We start from the raw sequence: 19,846 nt of genomic DNA on the forward strand, positions 1-19,846 counted from the left end.
GTCACATCATTAAAAATAAAAAGAAGAAGTCTCCCTGTACAAGGTAGAACTTCTTCTTACGTGCTGCCTGCCTTCATTGGTCAGCAGCATAGGTATTCGTATTACAGTGTTTAGCTCGTCTTTTCCACCTGAAAACGATTCAGTTCCCGCTGCATCTCCTCGCGAATCTGGCGAAGCTCCTTTACCTTCTCAGCCGATTCCTCGAAGGAACGCTTCTGCTCCACCGTGGAAGCCGTAATCTCTTCACTGCCTGCGGCGGACTGCTGAGTGATTGCGCTAATATTCTCAATAGCTTGCTGCACCTGTACACTCAGTTCTCGCGATACATTCATGTCTATGGATAACTTGCTGACTTGGCCGGCAATTTGCTGCACTTTGCCACTAATCTCTCTAAACGATTCTCCGGTGGAGGAGGTTGCCTTCTCCTGCTCGCGGAACAGCTCCTGACTTTGCTCCACAGAAGCCTTCACCTTATCCATAGCCTGCGTGATCCCCTCAACAGCGGTATAAATTTTCTTTACAGCAGATTCAGATTGACTCGCCAGCTTTTTCACTTCATTGGCAACAACAGCAAAGCCTTTTCCCGCTTCACCCGCACGTGCAGCCTCAATCGACGCATTCAAGGATAAGAGCGACGTCTGGCTGGCAATTTCAGATACATAACCAGTCATAGTTGTGATCTCGGCTGCATTAGACTCCAGCTCTCTGACTGTTTGCTCCACTTCGGACATTGCTGAACGATTCTCCGCAACGATTCGCATTTGATCACTCATAACACGCGCACCCTGCTCAATGACACGCAAAGCATCCTCACTATACGCGGTGGATTGCGTGGTCTCCAGCAGATTAGATTCAAACTTCTGCTGCATATCATCCACCACGCCAACCGTCGATGACAGGTCCTCAGCAATTTTCTGACTGCCTATCGCAAGTTCCTCTGTTGATGTGCTGACTTGTGTCACAATTTCCTTCATGGCCTCATTGTGCTGATCAATATCCCGAGCCATCAGATCGACACGATTCCCCGCCTGATCAATGGAGAGTACAATGCTGCGCAAGTTCCCGATCATAACACGGAAAGATTCATTGAGCTCGTCTAGTTCATCTCGGCCCTTTGTTTGAGGAAGTTGAACGGTTAAATTTCCCTCGGCAATTTGCTTCGCTGCATCCGTTAACTTGCGGGTTCTAAGGGCAAGCTGCCTGGAGGTATATGTATTATATAGCCCGACCGCCACCAGAAGTAGAACTGCGCCTGTCAAGGCTAATTGCCAAGTAAAACGAATACTCTTGGTCAACTCTTCTGTGTATTGTTCGTAACGCGCCTTGGTCAGTAGATCCAGCATAAATACATCGTTCTGAATCCCCTGGGCACGCATGGCCTCTCGTTTGGATTCTGGGCTGTTCTGAGCACTCATCGCTTTTTCCGTTGCTGCTTTCAATTGGCTGAATTTTGTTTTAATCGTATCCAGTCGCTTTTGCTGTGCTTCGGTCTGCATCATGCCCTGTGAAAGCAAAGTAATCGTTTTTTCAGACTGAGTTAGCTGATTTTGCACATCGGCTTTGTTGCTCTCCGTCATGGAAGTAGAATAATTTTGCAGCGCCTGCCCCGACTGAATCAAATAGGCATTAAGTTGCTGTACATTCAACATAGCTGGAACAAGATTACTGCTTTGAGCGTTAATACGTAACAATTCAAAAATGATATAAGCTACTAAAGCCAGGCAAGCGATTAGGGAAATCATCGCGTTAAGCACCAGTTTACCTTGCAGTTTCATCAGCATTCATCCTCCGTTTGCGAAAATTTATTGGGTGGGTACAGTAAGTGTGCCGGATTTGATTTTTTCCATTAAATCATCCATCACCTTTTGCTGATCCGGATTCAGTGTCACGACACGAATAGGCGCCAAACCTATACCTTCTTCCGCAAGTCCAAACACCATATCCTTCTCCGTAAATTTTCTTTGATGATCTGCAAAGCCTTTGACTACTGTATAAATTGCAGTGTCTACATTTTTAATCATTGAGGTCACTACCGCTTTTTCCGCAATAAAAAACTGGTCGCTATCGACCCCGATGGCGAATTTATGCTGCTTCTGCGCTTCCTGTAATGCACCTACACCGGTTAGCCCTGCTGCTGCAAAAATGACATCAATCTGATTCTGGTTGATCATGTCATCTGCAATTTTCGTACCCAGCTCCGGCTTGCCAAAATCTCCTGCATACGTTGTCGTAACTTTCGCATTAGGTTTGACTGATTGCACCCCTGCACGATACCCAATTTCAAACTTTTTCAGCAGAGGAGATTCCGCACCTCCAAGAAAACCCACCTGTTCCGTACGACTCGTCAAACCGGCAACAACTCCGGCCATAAAACTGCCCTCTTCTGCTTTGAACGTAATGGAGGCCACATTCGGCAATTCCGATGTTTCATCCACGATTAAAAATTTACGGTCTGGATTCTTTTTGGCAACGGCCTCCAAACTGTCCTTCACCATATAACCCAACCCAATGATTAAATCTGCTTTTTCTTGAACAAGCTGATTAAAAGCAGCATCATACGTCTTGGTCTCAGTTATTTCCCGGTATTCAAAAACAATCTTCCCCTCATCCCGTGCCTTGACCAAACCTCGAAAAGCCGCGTCACTGTAAGATTGGTCACCCAGACCAATATCTGACAGCACGATTCCCACCTTAATGGGTTGGGCCTTAGTTTGTACGTCTGATTGCCCACATGCACTTAGCAATAATGCAAAGATCGTAACAATGGGAATCCACCTAAAAGTTAATAATAGAGCTCTTTTCTTCATGACATATCACCTCAACATAAAATGCAAATCCCCAACATCTTTATATCGGTTATAAAAGCATATTTTTTCATAAGAGTTTCTGTAAATTCATTGTTAATAGAAGTGTGATAAGTGTGATGTCTTTATTTATTATGTAAAAAATGTATATTTTGCATTGTTTTTATTATACGAACTGTCTAAATTCATTTATTTCCGTTTATCTCGAAAGATTAAAGTGTAATTTCCATTGAAAAACCTAGGTATTTTGAAACTGAAACCATCACTCTATGTTGAAACTGAAAGGAGCTACATTTAGAATGACTTCAACAAATTCAATTCCGCAGCCTAAAACATATGGTCCCTTAGGAAATCTGCCCTTGATCGATACACATGCCCCTGTCCAGTCTCTGGTTAAGCTTGCTAATGAGCACGGTCCCATCTTTCGCGTGGATCTGCCTGAAGGAACGAACATTTATATTTCCGGTCATAAGCTGGTCGCAGATGCTTGTGATGAATCCCGTTTCGACAAACAGGTGTGGGCTCCTTTGCAAAAAGTACGAGCTTTTGCCGGAGACGGACTATTCACAAGCTGGACTGAGGAACCGAACTGGCGCAAGGCCCACCAAATATTGCTACCAAGCTTCAGTCAGCGGGCTATGAAGGGTTACCACAATATGATGCTTGATCTTGCTGTTCAGCTGGTACAGAAATGGTCTCGGCTCAATCCAGATGAAAGTGTAGAAGTACCGGAAGATATGACCCGGCTGACTTTGGATACCATCGGATTATGCGGCTTTAATTATCGTTTTAACAGCTTTTACCGCGACCAACCCCATCCGTTCGTGACCAGTATGACACGCGCACTGGATGAAGCAATGGGTCAGTTGCAACGCCTCAATTTGCAAAACAAGCTGATGTTATCGAAGAAAAAACAGTTTAAACACGACATCGAAACGATGTTCTCTCTAGTGGACAGCATTATTCAAGAACGCAAAACCCTGGGCAACCAAGGTGAAGAGGATTTACTGGCACGTATGCTGGAAGGCAAGGACCCGGAAACAGGTGAAACGCTGGATGATGAAAATATCCGTTATCAGATCATCACCTTTCTCATCGCCGGTCATGAAACGACCAGTGGGCTTTTCTCCTTTGCCATTTACTATTTGCTTAAAAATCCACGAACGCTAACTAAAGCCTATGAAGAAGTAGATCGCGTGCTCACCGATTCGCTGCCTTCCTATACTCAGGTGCGTGAGCTCAAGTACATAAGGATGATACTGAATGAAGCCCTGCGGCTATGGCCGACAGCGCCCGCCTTCTCTCTCTTTGCCAAAGAAGATACACTGCTCGACGGAACCTATCCGCTTAAAAAAGGCGACAGTGTCAATGTACTCATCCCGAAACTGCACCGTGATACCGAGGCTTGGGGCGAAGATGTTGAGGAATTTCGACCGGAACGCTTTGAGGACCCATCCGTCATCCCACAAGATGCTTATAAGCCGTTTGGCAACGGTCAACGTGCTTGTATTGGACAACAGTTTGCCTTACAGGAGGCCACCCTTGTGCTGGGTATGGTACTAAAACATTTTGAGCTGATTGATCATACTCATTATGAGTTGAAAGTCAAAGAGACGCTCACACTCAAGCCGGAAAGCTTCACCATTCAAGTTCGTCCGCGCAGCACACAGACTACCATCATGTTGCCAGGTGCCGCTCAAGAACTTCATGAAAAGGAGAAACAAAAAGTTGCAGCCCCCCATGCCGAAAAGCATGATACTTCTTTGTTGTCTTTATACGGCTCGAATCTGGGTACAGCTGAGGGACTTGCAGGTGAACTAGCCGATTTAGGTCGGAAATTGGGTTTCAACAGCAGCATAGCAACTCTGAATGATCGTGTGGACCATTTGCCTAAAGAAGGCGTGGTACTTATTACGACCGCATCTTATAACGGGCATCCGCCGGATAATGCTGATGCCTTCGTAGAATGGTTGAAGGAGGTAGATGAGGGACAATTGGCAGGCATAAGGTACGCTGTCTTTGGTTGCGGTGACCGGAATTGGGCCAGCACGTATCAGCGCATTCCAAGGATGATCGATGAACTGATGGCTGCCAAAGGGGCAAAACGACTGTATGATCGCGGCGAGGGCGACGCTAGTGGTGACTTCGAGAAGGATTGGGAAGTCTGGAACCACGGCTTATGGCCGGAATTGCTGAATGCTTTCGGGATAGAGCACAGTGATACAGAACCACAGGACACCAGCAGTCTGAGCATAGAGTTTGTAAGCGACGTACTTAGCGCTCCTCTGGCGGCCAACTATGAGGCAGCTACTGCCGTTGTTACTGTGAATCGTGAACTGCACGCTGCTGAAAGTGAACGCAGTACTCGGCATCTGGAGATCCAATTACCAACCGGATTGTCCTATCGCGAGGGTGATCATCTGGGTGTTTTGCCGCGTAATCCTGCTTTGCTGGTGAATAGGGTAATGCAACGCTTTAAGTTGCAGGATCAAAACTACATCGTATTGAGAGGCAGTGACCGGGATGCGGCGCATCTCCCCTTAGATCGGCCTGTCAGCGTAGGAGATTTGCTCACTCTCAGTGTGGAACTGCAAGAATCGGCAACCAGAGCCCAGCTACGGCAACTGGCATCCTTTACAGTGTGTCCTCCGCACAAGAAAGAAATCGAAGCTTTGCTAGAGGATACCACCTTTGATCAAGAGATACGAAAGAAGCGTGTCACGATGCTAGATATTCTGGAGAAGTATCCAGCCTGTGAGCTGCCATTTGAAAATTTCATCTCGCTGTTACCACCACTCAAGCCTAGATACTACTCCATCTCCAGTTCTCCGCTTGAATCGGAGAATTCGGCGAGTATAACTGTGAGCGTTGTGCGTGGACCAGCCCGTAGCGGACAGGGCGAATACCTCGGTATTGCCTCCAATTATTTGGCACAGCTCCAACCAGATGATCCGGTTGTCATTTTTGTGCGAAAGCCTCAGTCTGGCTTCCGTTTGCCGGAAGACCCGACCGTGCCTGTCATCATGGTCGGTCCGGGTACTGGTGTTGCCCCATTCCGCGGATTTCTCCAAACACGCCATGTGCTTATGGAGAGAGGAGAACAGCTCGGCGAGGCTCATTTATACTATGGCTGCCGTGATCCAAAGCTCGATTATCTATACAAGCAAGAGCTGCAAGCCTGGGAGCAGGAAGGGATCGTTACGGTCCATACAGCCTTTTCACGTCTGCCTGGTCAACCTAAAAGGTATGTACAGCACGTTATGAATGAAGATGCAGACACTCTGATTCACTTGCTTGATGAAGGAGCGCATCTGTATGTATGCGGTGATGGTAGCCGGATGGCCCCCGACGTTGAAGACACGCTCTGTGCGGCCTACGCGGATATACACCATACAAGTAAAGAAGAAGCGCAGCAATGGTTGGATCATCTCCAACAGGAAAAACGCTATGCCAAGGATGTCTGGACAGGCATCTGATGATAACGGTATATAAAGATCCATCATGTAAAAAATAAAAGGGCTGACTACCAGGCATCGATCTCGTTGGCTAGTAGTTCAGTCCCTTTTATGATTTGCTCTTGCTCCACCATTTGGAGGCAACCACGTCGGTTTTACTTTCTATACGTTCCATGACCTCGTCACGACGTTTGGCTTTGAACAGGTCAATCATATCCACCAAATCATTGCGGTCCAATAATTTAACCCCGTTGACAGCAGCAAGTGTTTTACAGGATTCCGTGTAACGTCCGGAGGTGATGACAACAGACTTATCGGCCGCATAATAACGCATGGAAGTATAAATTTCCTGTACAGCCCCCAAGCCGACCGGATGTTGTACAGCATAACGCTTGGCCTGAATTACGACTCTGGCGCCTTCTCGGTCTGTAAATACCAGATCTGCTCCAAAATCCCGGCTGCTGGTTGTTTTATAAATGTCCTTATAGCCAAGTGCGGATAATAGCCGCTGCAAATAAAGCTCAAATTCCGAGCCGTCTTCCATACGATCTATATCCTGGATTCCAATTTTACGCGGGTCCAGATCACGTAAAATCCGATTCCGACGACCACGTATCATCCCCCTGATGGTGAGCACAAGCAGTAATAGTAATACAATAAGTCCTATTCCTAATTCCTTATATGCCGATAATTGCTCCAGCAGCATTCCTCTTCCCCTTTTCTACAGCAGGTATGCAAGCGGTATATTCCTTAGTAGGCTTACCGTTACCACCTATCACACTGACACAGTTTTACACAAAGCAACCCCGCCGAATTCGACGGGGCTGCCTTTATTTTATCTCAAAGTTGCCAACTTACTTGGTTTGTGCGGCCGATTGCCCACATGCACTTAGCAATAATGCAAAGATTATAACCATGGGAATCCACCTAAAAGTTAATAATACGACTTGCTTTTTCATGACTTATCACTTCATCCTAATTTGGAAATTTCCAACATATTTATATCGGTTATTAGAAGCATATTTTTTATAAGAGTTTCTCTATAAACTTGTTGTAACAAGTAAAAACAATTTAGGGAAAGAGATTGCGAGCATAATTTTCTTCTGAATCACTTTTACTATGCATAAAACAAAAAACTGACACGGTTTTGTGCCAGTTTATCTAACAATTAGGTTAACGAATCATTAGTACAGCATCCCATTCTGGACTTCTATCACTAATCAATGAGGCGAGGACAAGAGCAATACCTGCAGTCCCCGTTAAAAATCCCGCTTCATCTATGTTTTTATAATCTCCATTCAGAAAATTCACATCGTAATAACCAAATATAGAGTTTGGATCAAACATATCTAATACTCGCTCCACAAGCAGATCACGCAGTGCTCCTAGCCTTTCGTTGCCTGTATCGGAGTACATCCGTTGAAGCAGATGAAGCAAGCCACCAAGACCGTGACATACTGTAGCGGAAGCCATCCCACCATTTTGATCTATTCGATTTTCGATGTCCAGATAAGCTTTCAATCCCAAGGATATCCATTCATCATTTTGTAAAGCCTTACCGGCCAACCAAATTGAACGCGCAATTCCTGGAGCACCATAGCACCAAGAATCCCTTTGATATTGAGTGTTTCCAACGGACAATTCAGATTGTTCCCATTCTTCAAAAGATACCTTACCAGGCCATATCGTCCCCACCTGGCTTTCAATCTGCCATTTAGTGAGCCATTCTGCCAACGTGGCAATTTCCTTGTTTACTTCTTTCGAGGTAACCCCCTGTAAGACAGATATACTCATTAATGCTAGCGGTCCTGCTATACCATGGGATAAGCTTAGATTAAAGTTACCTTTAGGATATTGCCTCTTCTCGTCCTGTAAAAACTGATGCTCTGCGCAAATATGCCAAAAGGGAATACGTTGTCCCTCCCAATTTTTATCTCCACAAAAAAGTTGAAAGCACCCAACAATTTGCCCCCATAGCTCTTTCATTTTGGGCCGTTCGTAAAAAAAAAGAATAATACGGCCGATTCCTGTAAAACCCATAATTGTATCATAATCACTCATTTTCAGGTGCCCTGAATGCCATTGTTCCATATATAATGGTATTCTTTCAGCCGCTAATTCTTCAAACCATGAGGCCACTTGATTCAACATAGACTGGTATCGTGTTCCACCCCGTGATAAAGCCCGAATACCTATTAGCACACCTGCTAATCCGCTATATAGGGATAGATCATACATCCCCATTTCTTCCATAAGCTTTTGAAGCTTTTCTAAATACATATGTCCAGTCTGATCCCATCCATCCTCTGGGTATAATAAATCCAACTGAGCCAGTAATAAACAAATTCCTGGATAACCATTACTTAAAATCCCATCATTCCATCTTTCTATTTCAAATCCGTCCACTTCTAATGTAGGTATACTTTTAGAACGTAAACAAACCTCTTCCGGATTCCTATACCGTTCTCCGATGGAATCCAATACCTTGACCACTCGTTCTCTTATTTCACCTGACAAGGGACGCCATGAACTAAATGGCAATTGAGCAGATGTCATGACTGAAAGACACCTCCCATGTTCGTCACAGCATCAGCGGCAAATGAACTGGCTTGTACCTGATACATTTCTAAATAGACACCACCTAATCTTACAAGGTACTCATGGGTTCCCTGCTCTATGATTTGTCCATCCTCCATAACAACAATGTGATGAGCAAGCCTTGCCGAGGAAATACGATGTGTAATAAAGATTCCAATTCTATCCTTCATTAAATCCAAAAACAGTTCTAGCAAATCACGTTCGGCTACAGGATCTAAAAAAGAGCTTGGCTCATCCAAGATATACACATCCGCCTTCCTAACAAAAGCACGCGCTATCGCCAGCCGCTGCCATTGACCTCCTGAAAGCTGGTGCCCCTCCTCAAACCATTTACCAAGTTGAGTATTCAGGCCATGTGGTAGCTTTTGGATCACGTCATCCATAGCAGCATACCTTGCGGCATCCATCAATGTCCCATCCTCCTCAAGTTGTCCCAAATCGCCAAAGCCTATATTATGGCGAGCAGACATTTCATACTGCATAAAATCCTGAAACACTACTCCTATTTTTCGTTGAATGTCCGCTAGTTCATAGTTCTTAATATTACAACCATTTACACTAATTGTTCCGCTGTAATCTGCATACAATTGCATCAAAATTTTCATTAAAGTCGTCTTACCTGATCCGTTTTTACCTACAATTGCAACTGTCTCACCTTTGGACAATGACAACCTAACCTTGTTTAATGCATATCTGGACTGTCCTGGATATTTGAAAGAGACCCCTTCAAATGCAATTTGTTCAATATGGAAATCCTGCCCGACTCCCGAAGGTTGCATGTAACTCAGATCTTTTTGATGATATACAGGATCTGAGGTGGGTAGTTTTAAAAACAAAAACAATTGTTCAATATAAAGATTATTTTGCGAAAATTGTGAAATACCACGCATCATCATCTGAATTTGGCTTTGCGTTAACATTATGGCTTGAATATACCCGTATAAGCTACCAATCATTATATTAGTAAGCAAAGTTTCCTTCATTGCCATCCATACAAACCATAACATTACTCCGAGCTCAAGCAAGTTATACATCAAAGTGAAGCGGGTGAGCCTACCTAACATTCGACGATCGACCTTAAAAAAACTTTCCAGTAAGTTGGAGTAACGTTCCAATAGATATGGACCTAATTGAAAAATTTTCACTTCTTTTACCGCACGATCATTCGTTAATAAATAAGTCATATACCAAGATTGTCGATACTGTGGAGTCCGATCCATGTATATTTGAAACTGTTCACGATTAATTTTAAATAAAGAATATAAAGATAACACTGATACAATTAGTAGAATAAGAACAACCCACCACTTCCATAAAATCAGCCAAATTGCAGAGGATATCATAGTAATAAGACTTGATACAATCCCCGCCATTTGAGTGTAAAGTTGATACGGACGATAAGAAGCCTCTTGAGAGGCACGTTTCAACTGGTCATTAATAGTCGCATTTTCATAATCCCCTAATCCCAATCGAGTTGATTTTTCACAAATCATAATGTTCAATGATTTGGAAAGAACAGCTTCCAGGTTTCCTTCCACATAACCCTGTGCGGCATTTACTATATTTTTCACAACATAAACCAATACAAACCAACCAAACGGTATGATTACTAAACCAGCGCCTTGTTGCAAAGCAATTGAAACTTTATTTAGTACATTTTGCATAACAGCCAGGGTGAAAATCGGTGTGACCCCTTGAATAAAATAGAACATAATACTGAGAATGAGATAACGTTTATTAGTACTAAAAATTAACCGAAGCAGCTTAAGACCACTCTTCACTGATTTCCAAGCGGAGTGCAATCCATTATTTCCATTACCCATATTTTTCATGTTACTTTCCTATGATAGTGAACGAGGCTATTCATTGCGTGACGAGCCATGATCATGATTTTCCGTTCTCTATATCGATCAATTCCAAGTAAGCGATTCAAATGCATATGAATGATACTGAATAAAATATCCTCTTTCGTATTCATTAAAGAACTCTGCTTTTCTTGTTCTAAAATTTTTTGTTGATAACAATAAGCTGTTGTTTCCCTGATCTTAAATAAATCTAGAATATCATTAATTTGATTCTGAGATTGACCTTGGCCCTGTGCAAATGTTTTATCCAAGAAATCCAAATAAAGCCTACGTTCTTTGCGAAATTCGCCTAGGAACTCCCTTATGTCATATTTTTGATTAAGAACGTCGTAACTTTCTGCTTCGCTAAAACCTAATTGATGCAACAAATAGATTACACTCCACACAGCTACAAAATCTAAATCTAATTTATTTTGTTGAAAACGATTCAAACGAATAAGTCTAGCGGCAACCTCGCTATCATCGGCGAACATAGACTCCGCTAACCCCATTAATTCTGGTCCTCCATAACGCTCAATTTCCGGTTCATAGGTATCGATAACAAATCTGGTCATCAATCCTTCTTGTATCCACACTTTTGTCCAATCATGAAACATGGTAAAAAAGTCAGCAACTACTCTCTCACTAGATATTTTGAATCTAACACGAATATGGGATTCTGGATCTGCATAACGAATATAATATCCATACTCAACTATACCCGACTCCTTTGCTTGCCGAGTACACTCATCCCAATATAAACCAATAAACTCATTTTGCCTGCTTTCCACTCCGTATAGCTTCGCATAGAACCATAAACTACCCGGAAAATGTACTCGTTGAGCAAAATTTACTGGCTGTGTAGAATGGGCTAGTTCCACATCTTCTGAAGTTGTCGCGACCTCCTGAAGAGTATCCAAAGCAACGACTGGCCGTCGAACTAGAGGAAATACGAATTCCGCTGTCAGTCTACCTTCACTACAATGAATAGGTAATTCTTCGAATCCACCAGTGTGTTCAATGAGAACAATCGAGTTACCGGATTTTAATTCTCTATATAGTTCTTCGATGTGTAAGGGATGCTCCAAATCTAACAAAATGCGATGATCGGATTGAATCAAGTAGACATACCGAGGTACCTTCCATTCTAAGCAGAATTGGTGCACCGCTTTTTTCAGGGCTTCCATACTCAGTGGTTTGTTTTTGTCCTGGCGAAACCCCATTCTCCATGTTGCCGGAGTAAAAATGATATTTTTGTACCGCAAACGAGGAGTAAACGGAGCCTGCGCAATAATTCCCCAGTTCATTGTGCTCCATTGTCCGAATCCTGCTAGACCGACCTCAATCAAGAATCGGTATACATTAGGAGCTTGATGATAATTGAGCATATGTCCGATTGTCGGTATGACTTCCCGATTGTGTTTGCGAGATTTTAAGTAGAAGTGATCATCACGCAGCCCCACAACTAAATCTGATACTTGAATTTGCCGATCGTCCGGTAGAGCCTGACTGGTGCCGATTGCAATCTCATAGTCTCGAAAATTTTCAATAAGAATAACATTCGTTGTTCTTCCAGAGCAAGGTAAATAGGATACCTCAGCCCAAATTTTATCAGGGTACAGACTTTGCTCTTCCTGATGAATAGCTTGGAATTCCTCTTTAAACGGTGTACCCAACAAATCCATAAAACGTCCAAACGTTTTTCCCGCACCATTCGACCCAGGGTTTGGTCCGAGCAGTAATGTGTAGTCTCCTCGATTAAGCGCTTGCTGGTCGCGGGTATTCAATAAGAAGTATAGTTCCATAGAAGGCAATGTCGGACGGGTAATGGAATCCTCAGTATGTGTAAGCTGCCCAATCATTTCATCCGTAAGATTCAGTTCATAATTGCCTTTATGTATGGAGGATACAAACCATTGAAAAAGAAGCTGTTCCCGATTGGCTTGCGTTGTGGCGCTTTTTTCCGTTTTTAAAGACCTGCGCCGACTCTGAGGTTGATGGTAGGTCGCAGGCGCGCCCAAACCCATTTCTTCATCTAATAGTTCCAGCAATGGCACCTCTCTACCATATCCATACTTTTCTGAAAACTCATCAGCGTATTCCTTGAGATGAGGATCGGTTTGGGGAGTGAGCTGGGACAATAATTCGGCCACCCGTTCAACATCCTTACGAATATATTCATTCAGAATAATGGAATGGTCCTCCAGTGATAAATCGACCTGCAAAGTGGACATTTCAATGTCCGAAACTTCACTCATCTTTTGCCGGAGCAACTTTAGGTGCTTCTCACCTTCCCCGATAGGAAGTTCATTGTACAATTGGATATCCTGATGAATACTTTGCAGCAGCAACTTTAGATCGTCCATTCCGTTTAACGGATCGATAATATTCAAAATATGAATAAAAGGATCTGACTTTATGGTCGAGGGCCGTAGCTCAGAAATAAGAAACTCTTGTTCAAAAAGTTGCCGAATATAGGGATCAACCCTTCCTTCGTCCGCCTCTGAAAAACGTTCCATAACAAGCTTAACCAATGTTGAATATACTACCGGATGAGCGCAGGCCTCCATAATATAATCAAAAACAGCGGATGCCTTCACCGATACGCTATCGTTTTCCCCTTTTATTAATTTTCCATATCTAGTTGTATAAGGAATTTTCGCCCGGTTTCCTTGCCGATAGATTAAAGGGTTGCTATGGAGACGAAGCTGGCATAATACTTCCGGAATATTTTCTATCTTTTCAATAATTTTCAATACCCATTCCATATCAGGTCTCGCCCGTTTGCGATGAGCCTGCGTATTCTTGAGATACAATTGAGAAGACTCACCAAAGTGTCCCACAGAAACGCCTGAAAATAAACCAAATGGCGTCGGACGGGTCATCATTCTTAGTACATATCGCATGAATCCTTTAAGTACCTGCTCTTGCTTGCGCGGATCGTCCACATCTTGTAAACGAAATAAGGATTCGTGTAGACTCGGACTGGAAACGGCAATGGCTTCCTTGATTACAGGGTCGTTAGACAATTCAATTATACGTCTCACGGTGTAGGCTTTCAGATCTTCCAGACTCCCCCATTCCTCAGGGAAACATGATGTATAATCGTCAAATGACAGGACAGGCGTTCGCAGTAAAAAGAAATCAAATGCTTTGTAAACATATCGCTGATGATTCATTAATTCCTCGCCTCCCCGGACTATCTTGTGCATATGCAATCTCTAAGAATAATTTACCTTACAATAGAAGAGAAAAGGGACTTGAAGGCCCCTTTTCTCTTCCATTTTCCTGTTCCAAAGTTAAACAAATACTCCGAATTATACACATCAAAAATCTTAGCAGCACCAAGTTTCAAAGTTTGTTACACATAATTTGTTGGTATGACAATTGGATGTGCGCTCGCCCTGGCACGCAGCAGCGGAACATGCTGCTATGCTATTCCAAGCTTGTGGTTCTATAGATCCCTTAGACTTATTCACTTGTACATCCAAATCAAAAGCATCGTTTGCCATTTTGTTTTCCTCCTCTCATTCAACTTGTTTTCATAGATGTGATGATTATCACTAATGATTTCTTTATGCTATCTCTTCGAAGTTAATTTATATGAACAATATCCCAACTGATCGTCATCTGTTGGAATATTCTCATATACATCTTTACTTTTATTATTGTTTAGGCTATCAGCTGCTAGTTACTTACGTAAAATCCATAACCTAAACTTCTGTAAAATTTGTATATAATTTATATACAAACAAAAATATATAACTCTATGCTCAAGGAATGGAAAGTTAATTTTACACATTATTATATTTTTTGAATATATAAAGAACAAAATACATTTATATCAATTTTTATTTTTGTAAATATAGCTTAAAACTTTCTAGTTTCAAGCACATTACTTGATTACCTCTCCTATCTTTATTGTCCACACCGTTCAAACACAATTATTTATATGTATCTAGCCATATAGTTAAGAGTATTTCAGAAAGGGGACAGGAACACCTGTCCCTAATACCCGTTTCACTCCTCATATACTTCTATTTGGTTTTACTCCATTTGGAAACGACCACCTCTGCCCTACTTTCTATACGTTCCATGACCTCCTCACGACGTTTGGCTTTGAACAGGTCAATCATATCCACCAAATCATTGCGGTCCAATAATTTAACCCCGTTGACAGCAGCAAGTGTTTTACAGGATTCCGTGTAACGTCCGGAGGTGATGACAACAGACTTATCGGCCGCATAATAACGCATGGAAGTATAAATTTCCTGTACAGCCCCCAAGCCGACCGGATGTTGTACAGCATAACGCTTGGCCTGAATTACGACTCTGGCGCCTTCACGGTCTGTAAATACCAGATCTGCTCCAAAATCGCGGCTGCTGGTTGTTTTATAAATGTCCTTATAGCCAAGTGCGGATAATAGCCGCTGCAAATAAAGCTCAAATTCCGAGCCATCCTCCATACGATCTATATCCTGAATTCCAATTTTACGCGGGTCCAGATCACGCAATATCCGGTTCCGACGACCACGTATCATCCCCCTGATGGTGAGCACAAGCAGTAATAGTAATACAATAAGTCCTATTCCTAATTCCTTATATGCCGATAATTGCTCCAGCAGCATTTCTCTTCCCCTTTTCTACAGCAGGTATGCAAGCGGTATTTTCCTTAGTAGGGTTACCGTTACCACTCCTATCACATTGACACAGTTTTACACAAAAGCAACCCCGCCGAATTCGGCGGGGCTGCCTTCATTTTATCTCAAAGTTACCTACATTCTAAATTCCGCAATATTATTCACGATTCAGCAAAGATTCTCCTGCAATACCAGGCTGAGTCATCTGGTACGGGTCCAATATAATGTCCAATTCTTCCTCAGTTAGTACATTATACAGCAGACACAATTCACGTACCGATTTGCCAGTCGTAATTGCTTCGCGGGCAATGCGTGATACTACCTCATATCCGAGGTGCGGATTGAGCGCTGTAATAATACCTACGCTGTTCTCTACATATTCACGACACCGTTCCACATTTGCTTCAATTCCTTCCACACAATGAACACGGAAAACGTGGAAGCCCTGCTTCATAATTTCCAGCGATTGCAGCAAATTATAGACAAGTACAGGCTCCATCACGTTCAGCTCCAGTTGGCCCGCCTCCGAAGCCAAGCAAATTGTATGATCATTACCAATGACCTGAAAAGCAATTTGGTTAATGACCTCACACATCACTGGATTTACCTTGCCCGGCATAATGGATGATCCTGGCTGACGAGCAGGCAGACTCAGTTCTCCCAGACCAGCACGAGGTCCAGAAGCCATCAAGCGGATGTCATTAGCCACCTTGGACATATTCATCATACAAATCTTCAAGGCAGCAGACACTTCGGTATAGGCATCCGTATTTTGTGTGGCATCTACGAGATGTTCATCTGCTTCCACAGGAAAGCCACTGACCTCAGCCAGTACCTCAGCGACACGCTGAATATAGCGGCGGTCTGCGTTCAAGCCAGTACCCACCGCTGTTGCACCCATATTAATCGTTAGCAGGTGCTCCTTGGTCGCACGGACACGTCCTATATCACGGCCCAGTACACGCGCATAAGCCTGAAACTCCTGCCCTAATCGGATCGGTACTGCATCCTGCAAGTGGGTTCTACCCATTTTGATCACACTATCAAACTCATTAGCCTTGCGGGAAAATGCTTCCTGAAGCTCACTCATGGTGACTAACAGCTTATCAATCATACTTAATACAGCCAAATGTACAGCCGTAGGAAAAGCATCGTTTGTTGATTGCGCCATATTAACGTGATTATTAGGACTGATTTCGTGATAGTCTCCTCGCTGCTTGCCGATCAGCTCCAGCGCACGGTTCGCAATCACTTCATTTGTATTCATATTAATGGACGTGCCTGCGCCGCCCTGAATCGGATCGACGATAAAATGATCATGCAACTGTCCTTGAATAATCTCGTCAGCAGCCTGAATAATGGCCTCTGCTTTGGAGCGATGTAGACGGGTTAGTTCCATGTTTACCGTCGCTGCTCCCTTTTTTACAATCGCCATGGCTTTAATCAACTCAGGATGCAATCGTTGGCCTGTAATTGGAAAATTTTCTTTTGCTCTTAGAGTTTGTACACCGTAATAAGCATCTGACGGCACTTCCTTGGTTCCTAAAAAATCATGCTCCAGCCTCATATTCTTTGATTCCTCCGCTGTGTTTGCTACGTTCTTCAATTCAGTACAGTCAAATGACAAAAAAGACCTTTTCTGATCTCCTCTTCATTATACGTTCCAATTCCCGTGCTTTACCAGTCGAATAAACGCGGAAAAAGGTTATGTAATCCTATGACAAGTTATGATTACCCGTAAATACCACGGTTATTCGGCAAATGCTCAGCTATGACTGGAATACAGATTTAAAGGCTTATAATAATATCGAGTGGCGTGCAGCTGACCATCGGCTGATTGAGCGTAGTTCGGAATAACGCCCGCTTCCACAAACCCGATCGACTCGTATAATCTATTAGAAGGATCTCCCACCCGCGTATCCAGTACCAGTAGAGTTCTATTCTGACGCACTGCCTCTTCTTCGGCTGCCTTCATTAACTGTCGTGCGATCCCAAGCCTGCGTCCAGACGGATGCACCATAAGCTTTGCAATTTCCGCACGATGTGTAGCGTTTGCTTTTTGGGCTAACTGAAGCTGAACCGTCCCAACAGGTACTCCGTCCTTCTCGGCAATCCACAGTACTACACCGTCCTCAAGCACACTGTTCCAATAAGCTGCTGCCTCCTGATACCCTAGGGGTGGTAAGAAACCTATAGATGCACCATCAGCAACCACGTCAATCAACAGCCGGTTTAGTGAATCTGACAATGTTTCGCTAAGCACTTGAACAGGGTATATTCTCACTTCGTTAGACATTGTAATTCCTCCTGATGAGTTCGATAACATGCAAGAAAGAAAGTAAACTATCTTTTTAGGACAGATTACTTCCCATCATACTTTGTTTACTTAATTACCCTTACTTCTATTACTGCTCTGCCATATAAAAGAACTCCCACAGATGACCATCCAAATCCTGAAAGCTCCATCCATACATAAAACCATGATCTTGAGGCTCATTTGAGGGTTTGCCGCCTGCTTCCAAAGCTTTGTGGACGATCTCGTCTACCTTTTCTCGGCTCTCCACCGAAAGAGCAACAATCGCTTCTGTGCTTTTCGTGGCATCTGAAATTTCCTTTGTAGTGAATGCTTTAAAACGTTCTTCAACCAATAGCATGACAAAAATATGCTCACTAACAACCATGCAGGTTGTATGTTCATCCGTGAACTGAGCGTTGAATTCAAATCCGATGGTAGTGAAAAAATCAATGGAGTGTTGCAGGTTTTTAACTGGTAAATTCACAAAGATTTGTTTAGCTGTTACTCCCACGACGCTTCACCTCTTCCTTCTACTTTAGCATACGACTTCTCCACAAAAGATAACTTAACTATCTCACAAAGTCAATCAATCTGACATTTACATAGTTCTATGGTCGATAAGTCAATTGGCTTGCTTGCCTACGCTCTTTCCGTGTGTTTTTCACCGAACTACCAATGCTTACCTTATCTCCTAGCTTTACACCATGACTAGGCTAGTACATCAAAATGGCTTCAGATGTTTTTTCATCCTGATCCACTCGATCATCCAACTCTTGAATATAGAAGCTCCCCTCTCTTCATTTTTCCTATGATTACGCTTACAAACATATCCTATATTTAAGATACCACAAATTAGCCAATTTAGTACCTTAAATATGTAAAATGAATTCTTCTTGCCGTAGCATAATCAGATCATATTATTGTAAACTTGTTCTAATACAGAAAAAGGTGGCACACACGCTATGGAGCATTTGCTTAACGACCAGGTCAAAAATATTCAAATCAGCGGCATTCGCAAAATCGCCAATAAAGTTGCCGCATTACCCGGAACTCTGTCATTAACGATTGGGCAGCCGGATTTCCCTACCCCTGCGCATATTATGGAAGCTGCCCATCGGGCGATTGATGAAGGCCGAACCACTTATACACCTAATCCGGGACTGCCGGAATTACGAGAAGCTGCAGCAGCGTTTGTAGCCCGCAAATACGGCCTGAATTACCGTGGACAAGATGAGGTTATCGTGACGAACGGAGCCAGTGAAGCGCTGGATATTACCCTGCGCACAATTTTGTCACCCGGAGACGAAGTTGTTCTATCTGTGCCGATTTACCCAGGATATGAGCCATTGATCCGTTTGTCAGGTGGCATTCCAGTGTTGGCTGACACCCGCAACAGCGGATTCAAGCTAACGGCAGAAGTGCTGGAGCCTTATCTGACTGAGCGGACAAAAGCAGTCATTCTCGGCTATCCTTCGAATCCAACCGGACGGGTGATGAGTCACCAAGAACTGGAAGCAGTCGCGGATTTACTCAAGAAACGCGATCTGTTTATCATTTCAGATGAAATATACAGCGAACTTATTTACGATACACCGCACGTATCTATTGCAACTCTTCCAGGTATGCGGGAGCGTACCATCGTCATTAACGGTCTCTCCAAATCACATTCCATGACAGGATGGCGCATTGGTTTTACACTTGCACCCGCCGAGATTACACAGCACATGGTCAAAGTACATCAGTACAACGTGACCTGTGCTAGCTCAATTAGCCAATATGCAGCACTGGAAGCCCTGACCGTTGGGGTGGATGATGCACTTCCGATGCGCGAAGAGTACCGCAAACGCCGTGACTATGTACACGGAAGACTGACAGATATGGGGATTCCGCTGGAGAAGCCTGAGGGAGCCTTTTATCTTTTCCCTTCCATCGCCCATTTTGGATTAAGCTCGATGGACTTCACCTTGAAGCTACTGGAAGAGCAAGGAGTAGCCGTCGTCCCGGGAGATGCTTTTTCTTCTTATGGCGAAGGTTACATTCGCTTATCTTACGCTTACGGACAGGATGTACTGGAGCAAGGGTTGGATAAAATAGAGAAGTTTGTTAGAGGAATCGTGAGGGGTTAAGGTGGTTAGAGGCGCTACGCAGTCCATTTGATCTTCCGATCGCCGTTGTTGATGGGATTCTTGAATGGATAAAACACTTATAG

At 43.4% G+C, this 19,846-nt stretch carries 13 protein-coding genes; 2 read left to right on the forward strand and 11 right to left on the reverse strand.

The window, feature by feature from the left end; genetic code table 11:
• Positions 1–110: 110 nt before the first annotated feature.
• Positions 111–1,775 carry a methyl-accepting chemotaxis protein gene (locus ACU1JV_RS04565; RefSeq protein WP_413986721.1) on the reverse strand — a complete coding sequence of 555 codons (1,665 nt, stop codon included), beginning with the start codon at positions 1,773–1,775 and terminating at the stop codon, positions 111–113.
• 27 nt (positions 1,776–1,802) lie between these two features.
• Complete coding sequence (locus ACU1JV_RS04570; RefSeq protein ID WP_413986722.1) at positions 1,803–2,807, reverse strand: BMP family lipoprotein; 1,005 nt, start codon at positions 2,805–2,807, stop codon at positions 1,803–1,805.
• A 296-nt stretch (positions 2,808–3,103) separates the two neighbouring features.
• Between ACU1JV_RS04570 and ACU1JV_RS04575 the strand changes: the two genes are divergently transcribed.
• Positions 3,104–6,280 carry a bifunctional cytochrome P450/NADPH--P450 reductase gene (locus tag ACU1JV_RS04575; RefSeq protein ID WP_446724499.1) on the forward strand — a complete coding sequence of 1,059 codons (3,177 nt, stop codon included), beginning with the start codon at positions 3,104–3,106 and terminating at the stop codon, positions 6,278–6,280.
• Between the two features lie 88 nt (positions 6,281–6,368).
• Here ACU1JV_RS04575 and ACU1JV_RS04580 read toward each other — a convergent pair whose 3' ends face one another.
• From ACU1JV_RS04580 to ACU1JV_RS04620, 9 genes are all read right to left on the reverse strand, one after another.
• Positions 6,369–6,965: a restriction endonuclease gene (locus ACU1JV_RS04580; RefSeq protein ID WP_164964502.1), complete on the reverse strand. Its 597-nt coding sequence runs from the start codon at positions 6,963–6,965 to the stop codon at positions 6,369–6,371.
• A gap of 467 nt (positions 6,966–7,432) precedes the next feature.
• A complete protein-coding gene (locus tag ACU1JV_RS04585; protein ID WP_413986724.1) occupies positions 7,433–8,815 on the reverse strand; it encodes a lanthionine synthetase C family protein in 1,383 nt (460 codons plus the stop codon).
• Positions 8,812–10,689 (reverse strand): ABC transporter ATP-binding protein, encoded by a 1,878-nt coding sequence (locus ACU1JV_RS04590; RefSeq protein WP_058829947.1) that lies wholly within the window; start codon positions 10,687–10,689, stop codon positions 8,812–8,814. Before ACU1JV_RS04590 ends, ACU1JV_RS04585 begins: the two co-directional genes overlap by 4 nt.
• On the reverse strand, positions 10,686–13,880 hold the full coding sequence (locus ACU1JV_RS04595) for a lantibiotic dehydratase (RefSeq protein WP_058829948.1): 3,195 nt from the start codon (positions 13,878–13,880) through the stop codon (positions 10,686–10,688). Before ACU1JV_RS04595 ends, ACU1JV_RS04590 begins: the two co-directional genes overlap by 4 nt.
• A 156-nt stretch (positions 13,881–14,036) precedes the next feature.
• Positions 14,037–14,213, reverse strand: a complete 177-nt coding sequence (locus tag ACU1JV_RS04600; RefSeq protein WP_165082011.1) for an FDLD family class I lanthipeptide — start codon at positions 14,211–14,213, stop codon at positions 14,037–14,039.
• Between the two features lie 525 nt (positions 14,214–14,738).
• Positions 14,739–15,329 (reverse strand): restriction endonuclease, encoded by a 591-nt coding sequence (locus ACU1JV_RS04605; protein WP_413986725.1) that lies wholly within the window; start codon positions 15,327–15,329, stop codon positions 14,739–14,741.
• A 169-nt stretch (positions 15,330–15,498) separates the two neighbouring features.
• Complete coding sequence (gene aspA / locus ACU1JV_RS04610) at positions 15,499–16,908, reverse strand: aspartate ammonia-lyase (RefSeq protein ID WP_413986726.1); 1,410 nt, start codon at positions 16,906–16,908, stop codon at positions 15,499–15,501.
• Between the two features lie 198 nt (positions 16,909–17,106).
• Complete coding sequence (locus ACU1JV_RS04615; protein ID WP_413986727.1) at positions 17,107–17,637, reverse strand: GNAT family N-acetyltransferase; 531 nt, start codon at positions 17,635–17,637, stop codon at positions 17,107–17,109.
• Positions 17,638–17,746: 109 nt separating this feature from the next.
• The gene (locus ACU1JV_RS04620; protein WP_413986728.1) at positions 17,747–18,148 is read right to left on the reverse strand and encodes a VOC family protein; all 402 of its coding nucleotides are present in this window, start codon (positions 18,146–18,148) and stop codon (positions 17,747–17,749) included.
• Positions 18,149–18,599: 451 nt separating this feature from the next.
• On the opposite strand from ACU1JV_RS04620, the gene ACU1JV_RS04625 reads away from it, so the two are divergent.
• Positions 18,600–19,763 (forward strand): aminotransferase A, encoded by a 1,164-nt coding sequence (locus ACU1JV_RS04625; RefSeq protein WP_413986729.1) that lies wholly within the window; start codon positions 18,600–18,602, stop codon positions 19,761–19,763.
• Positions 19,764–19,846: the final 83 nt, after the last annotated feature.

The organism is Paenibacillus sp. T2-29, assembly GCF_052921365.1.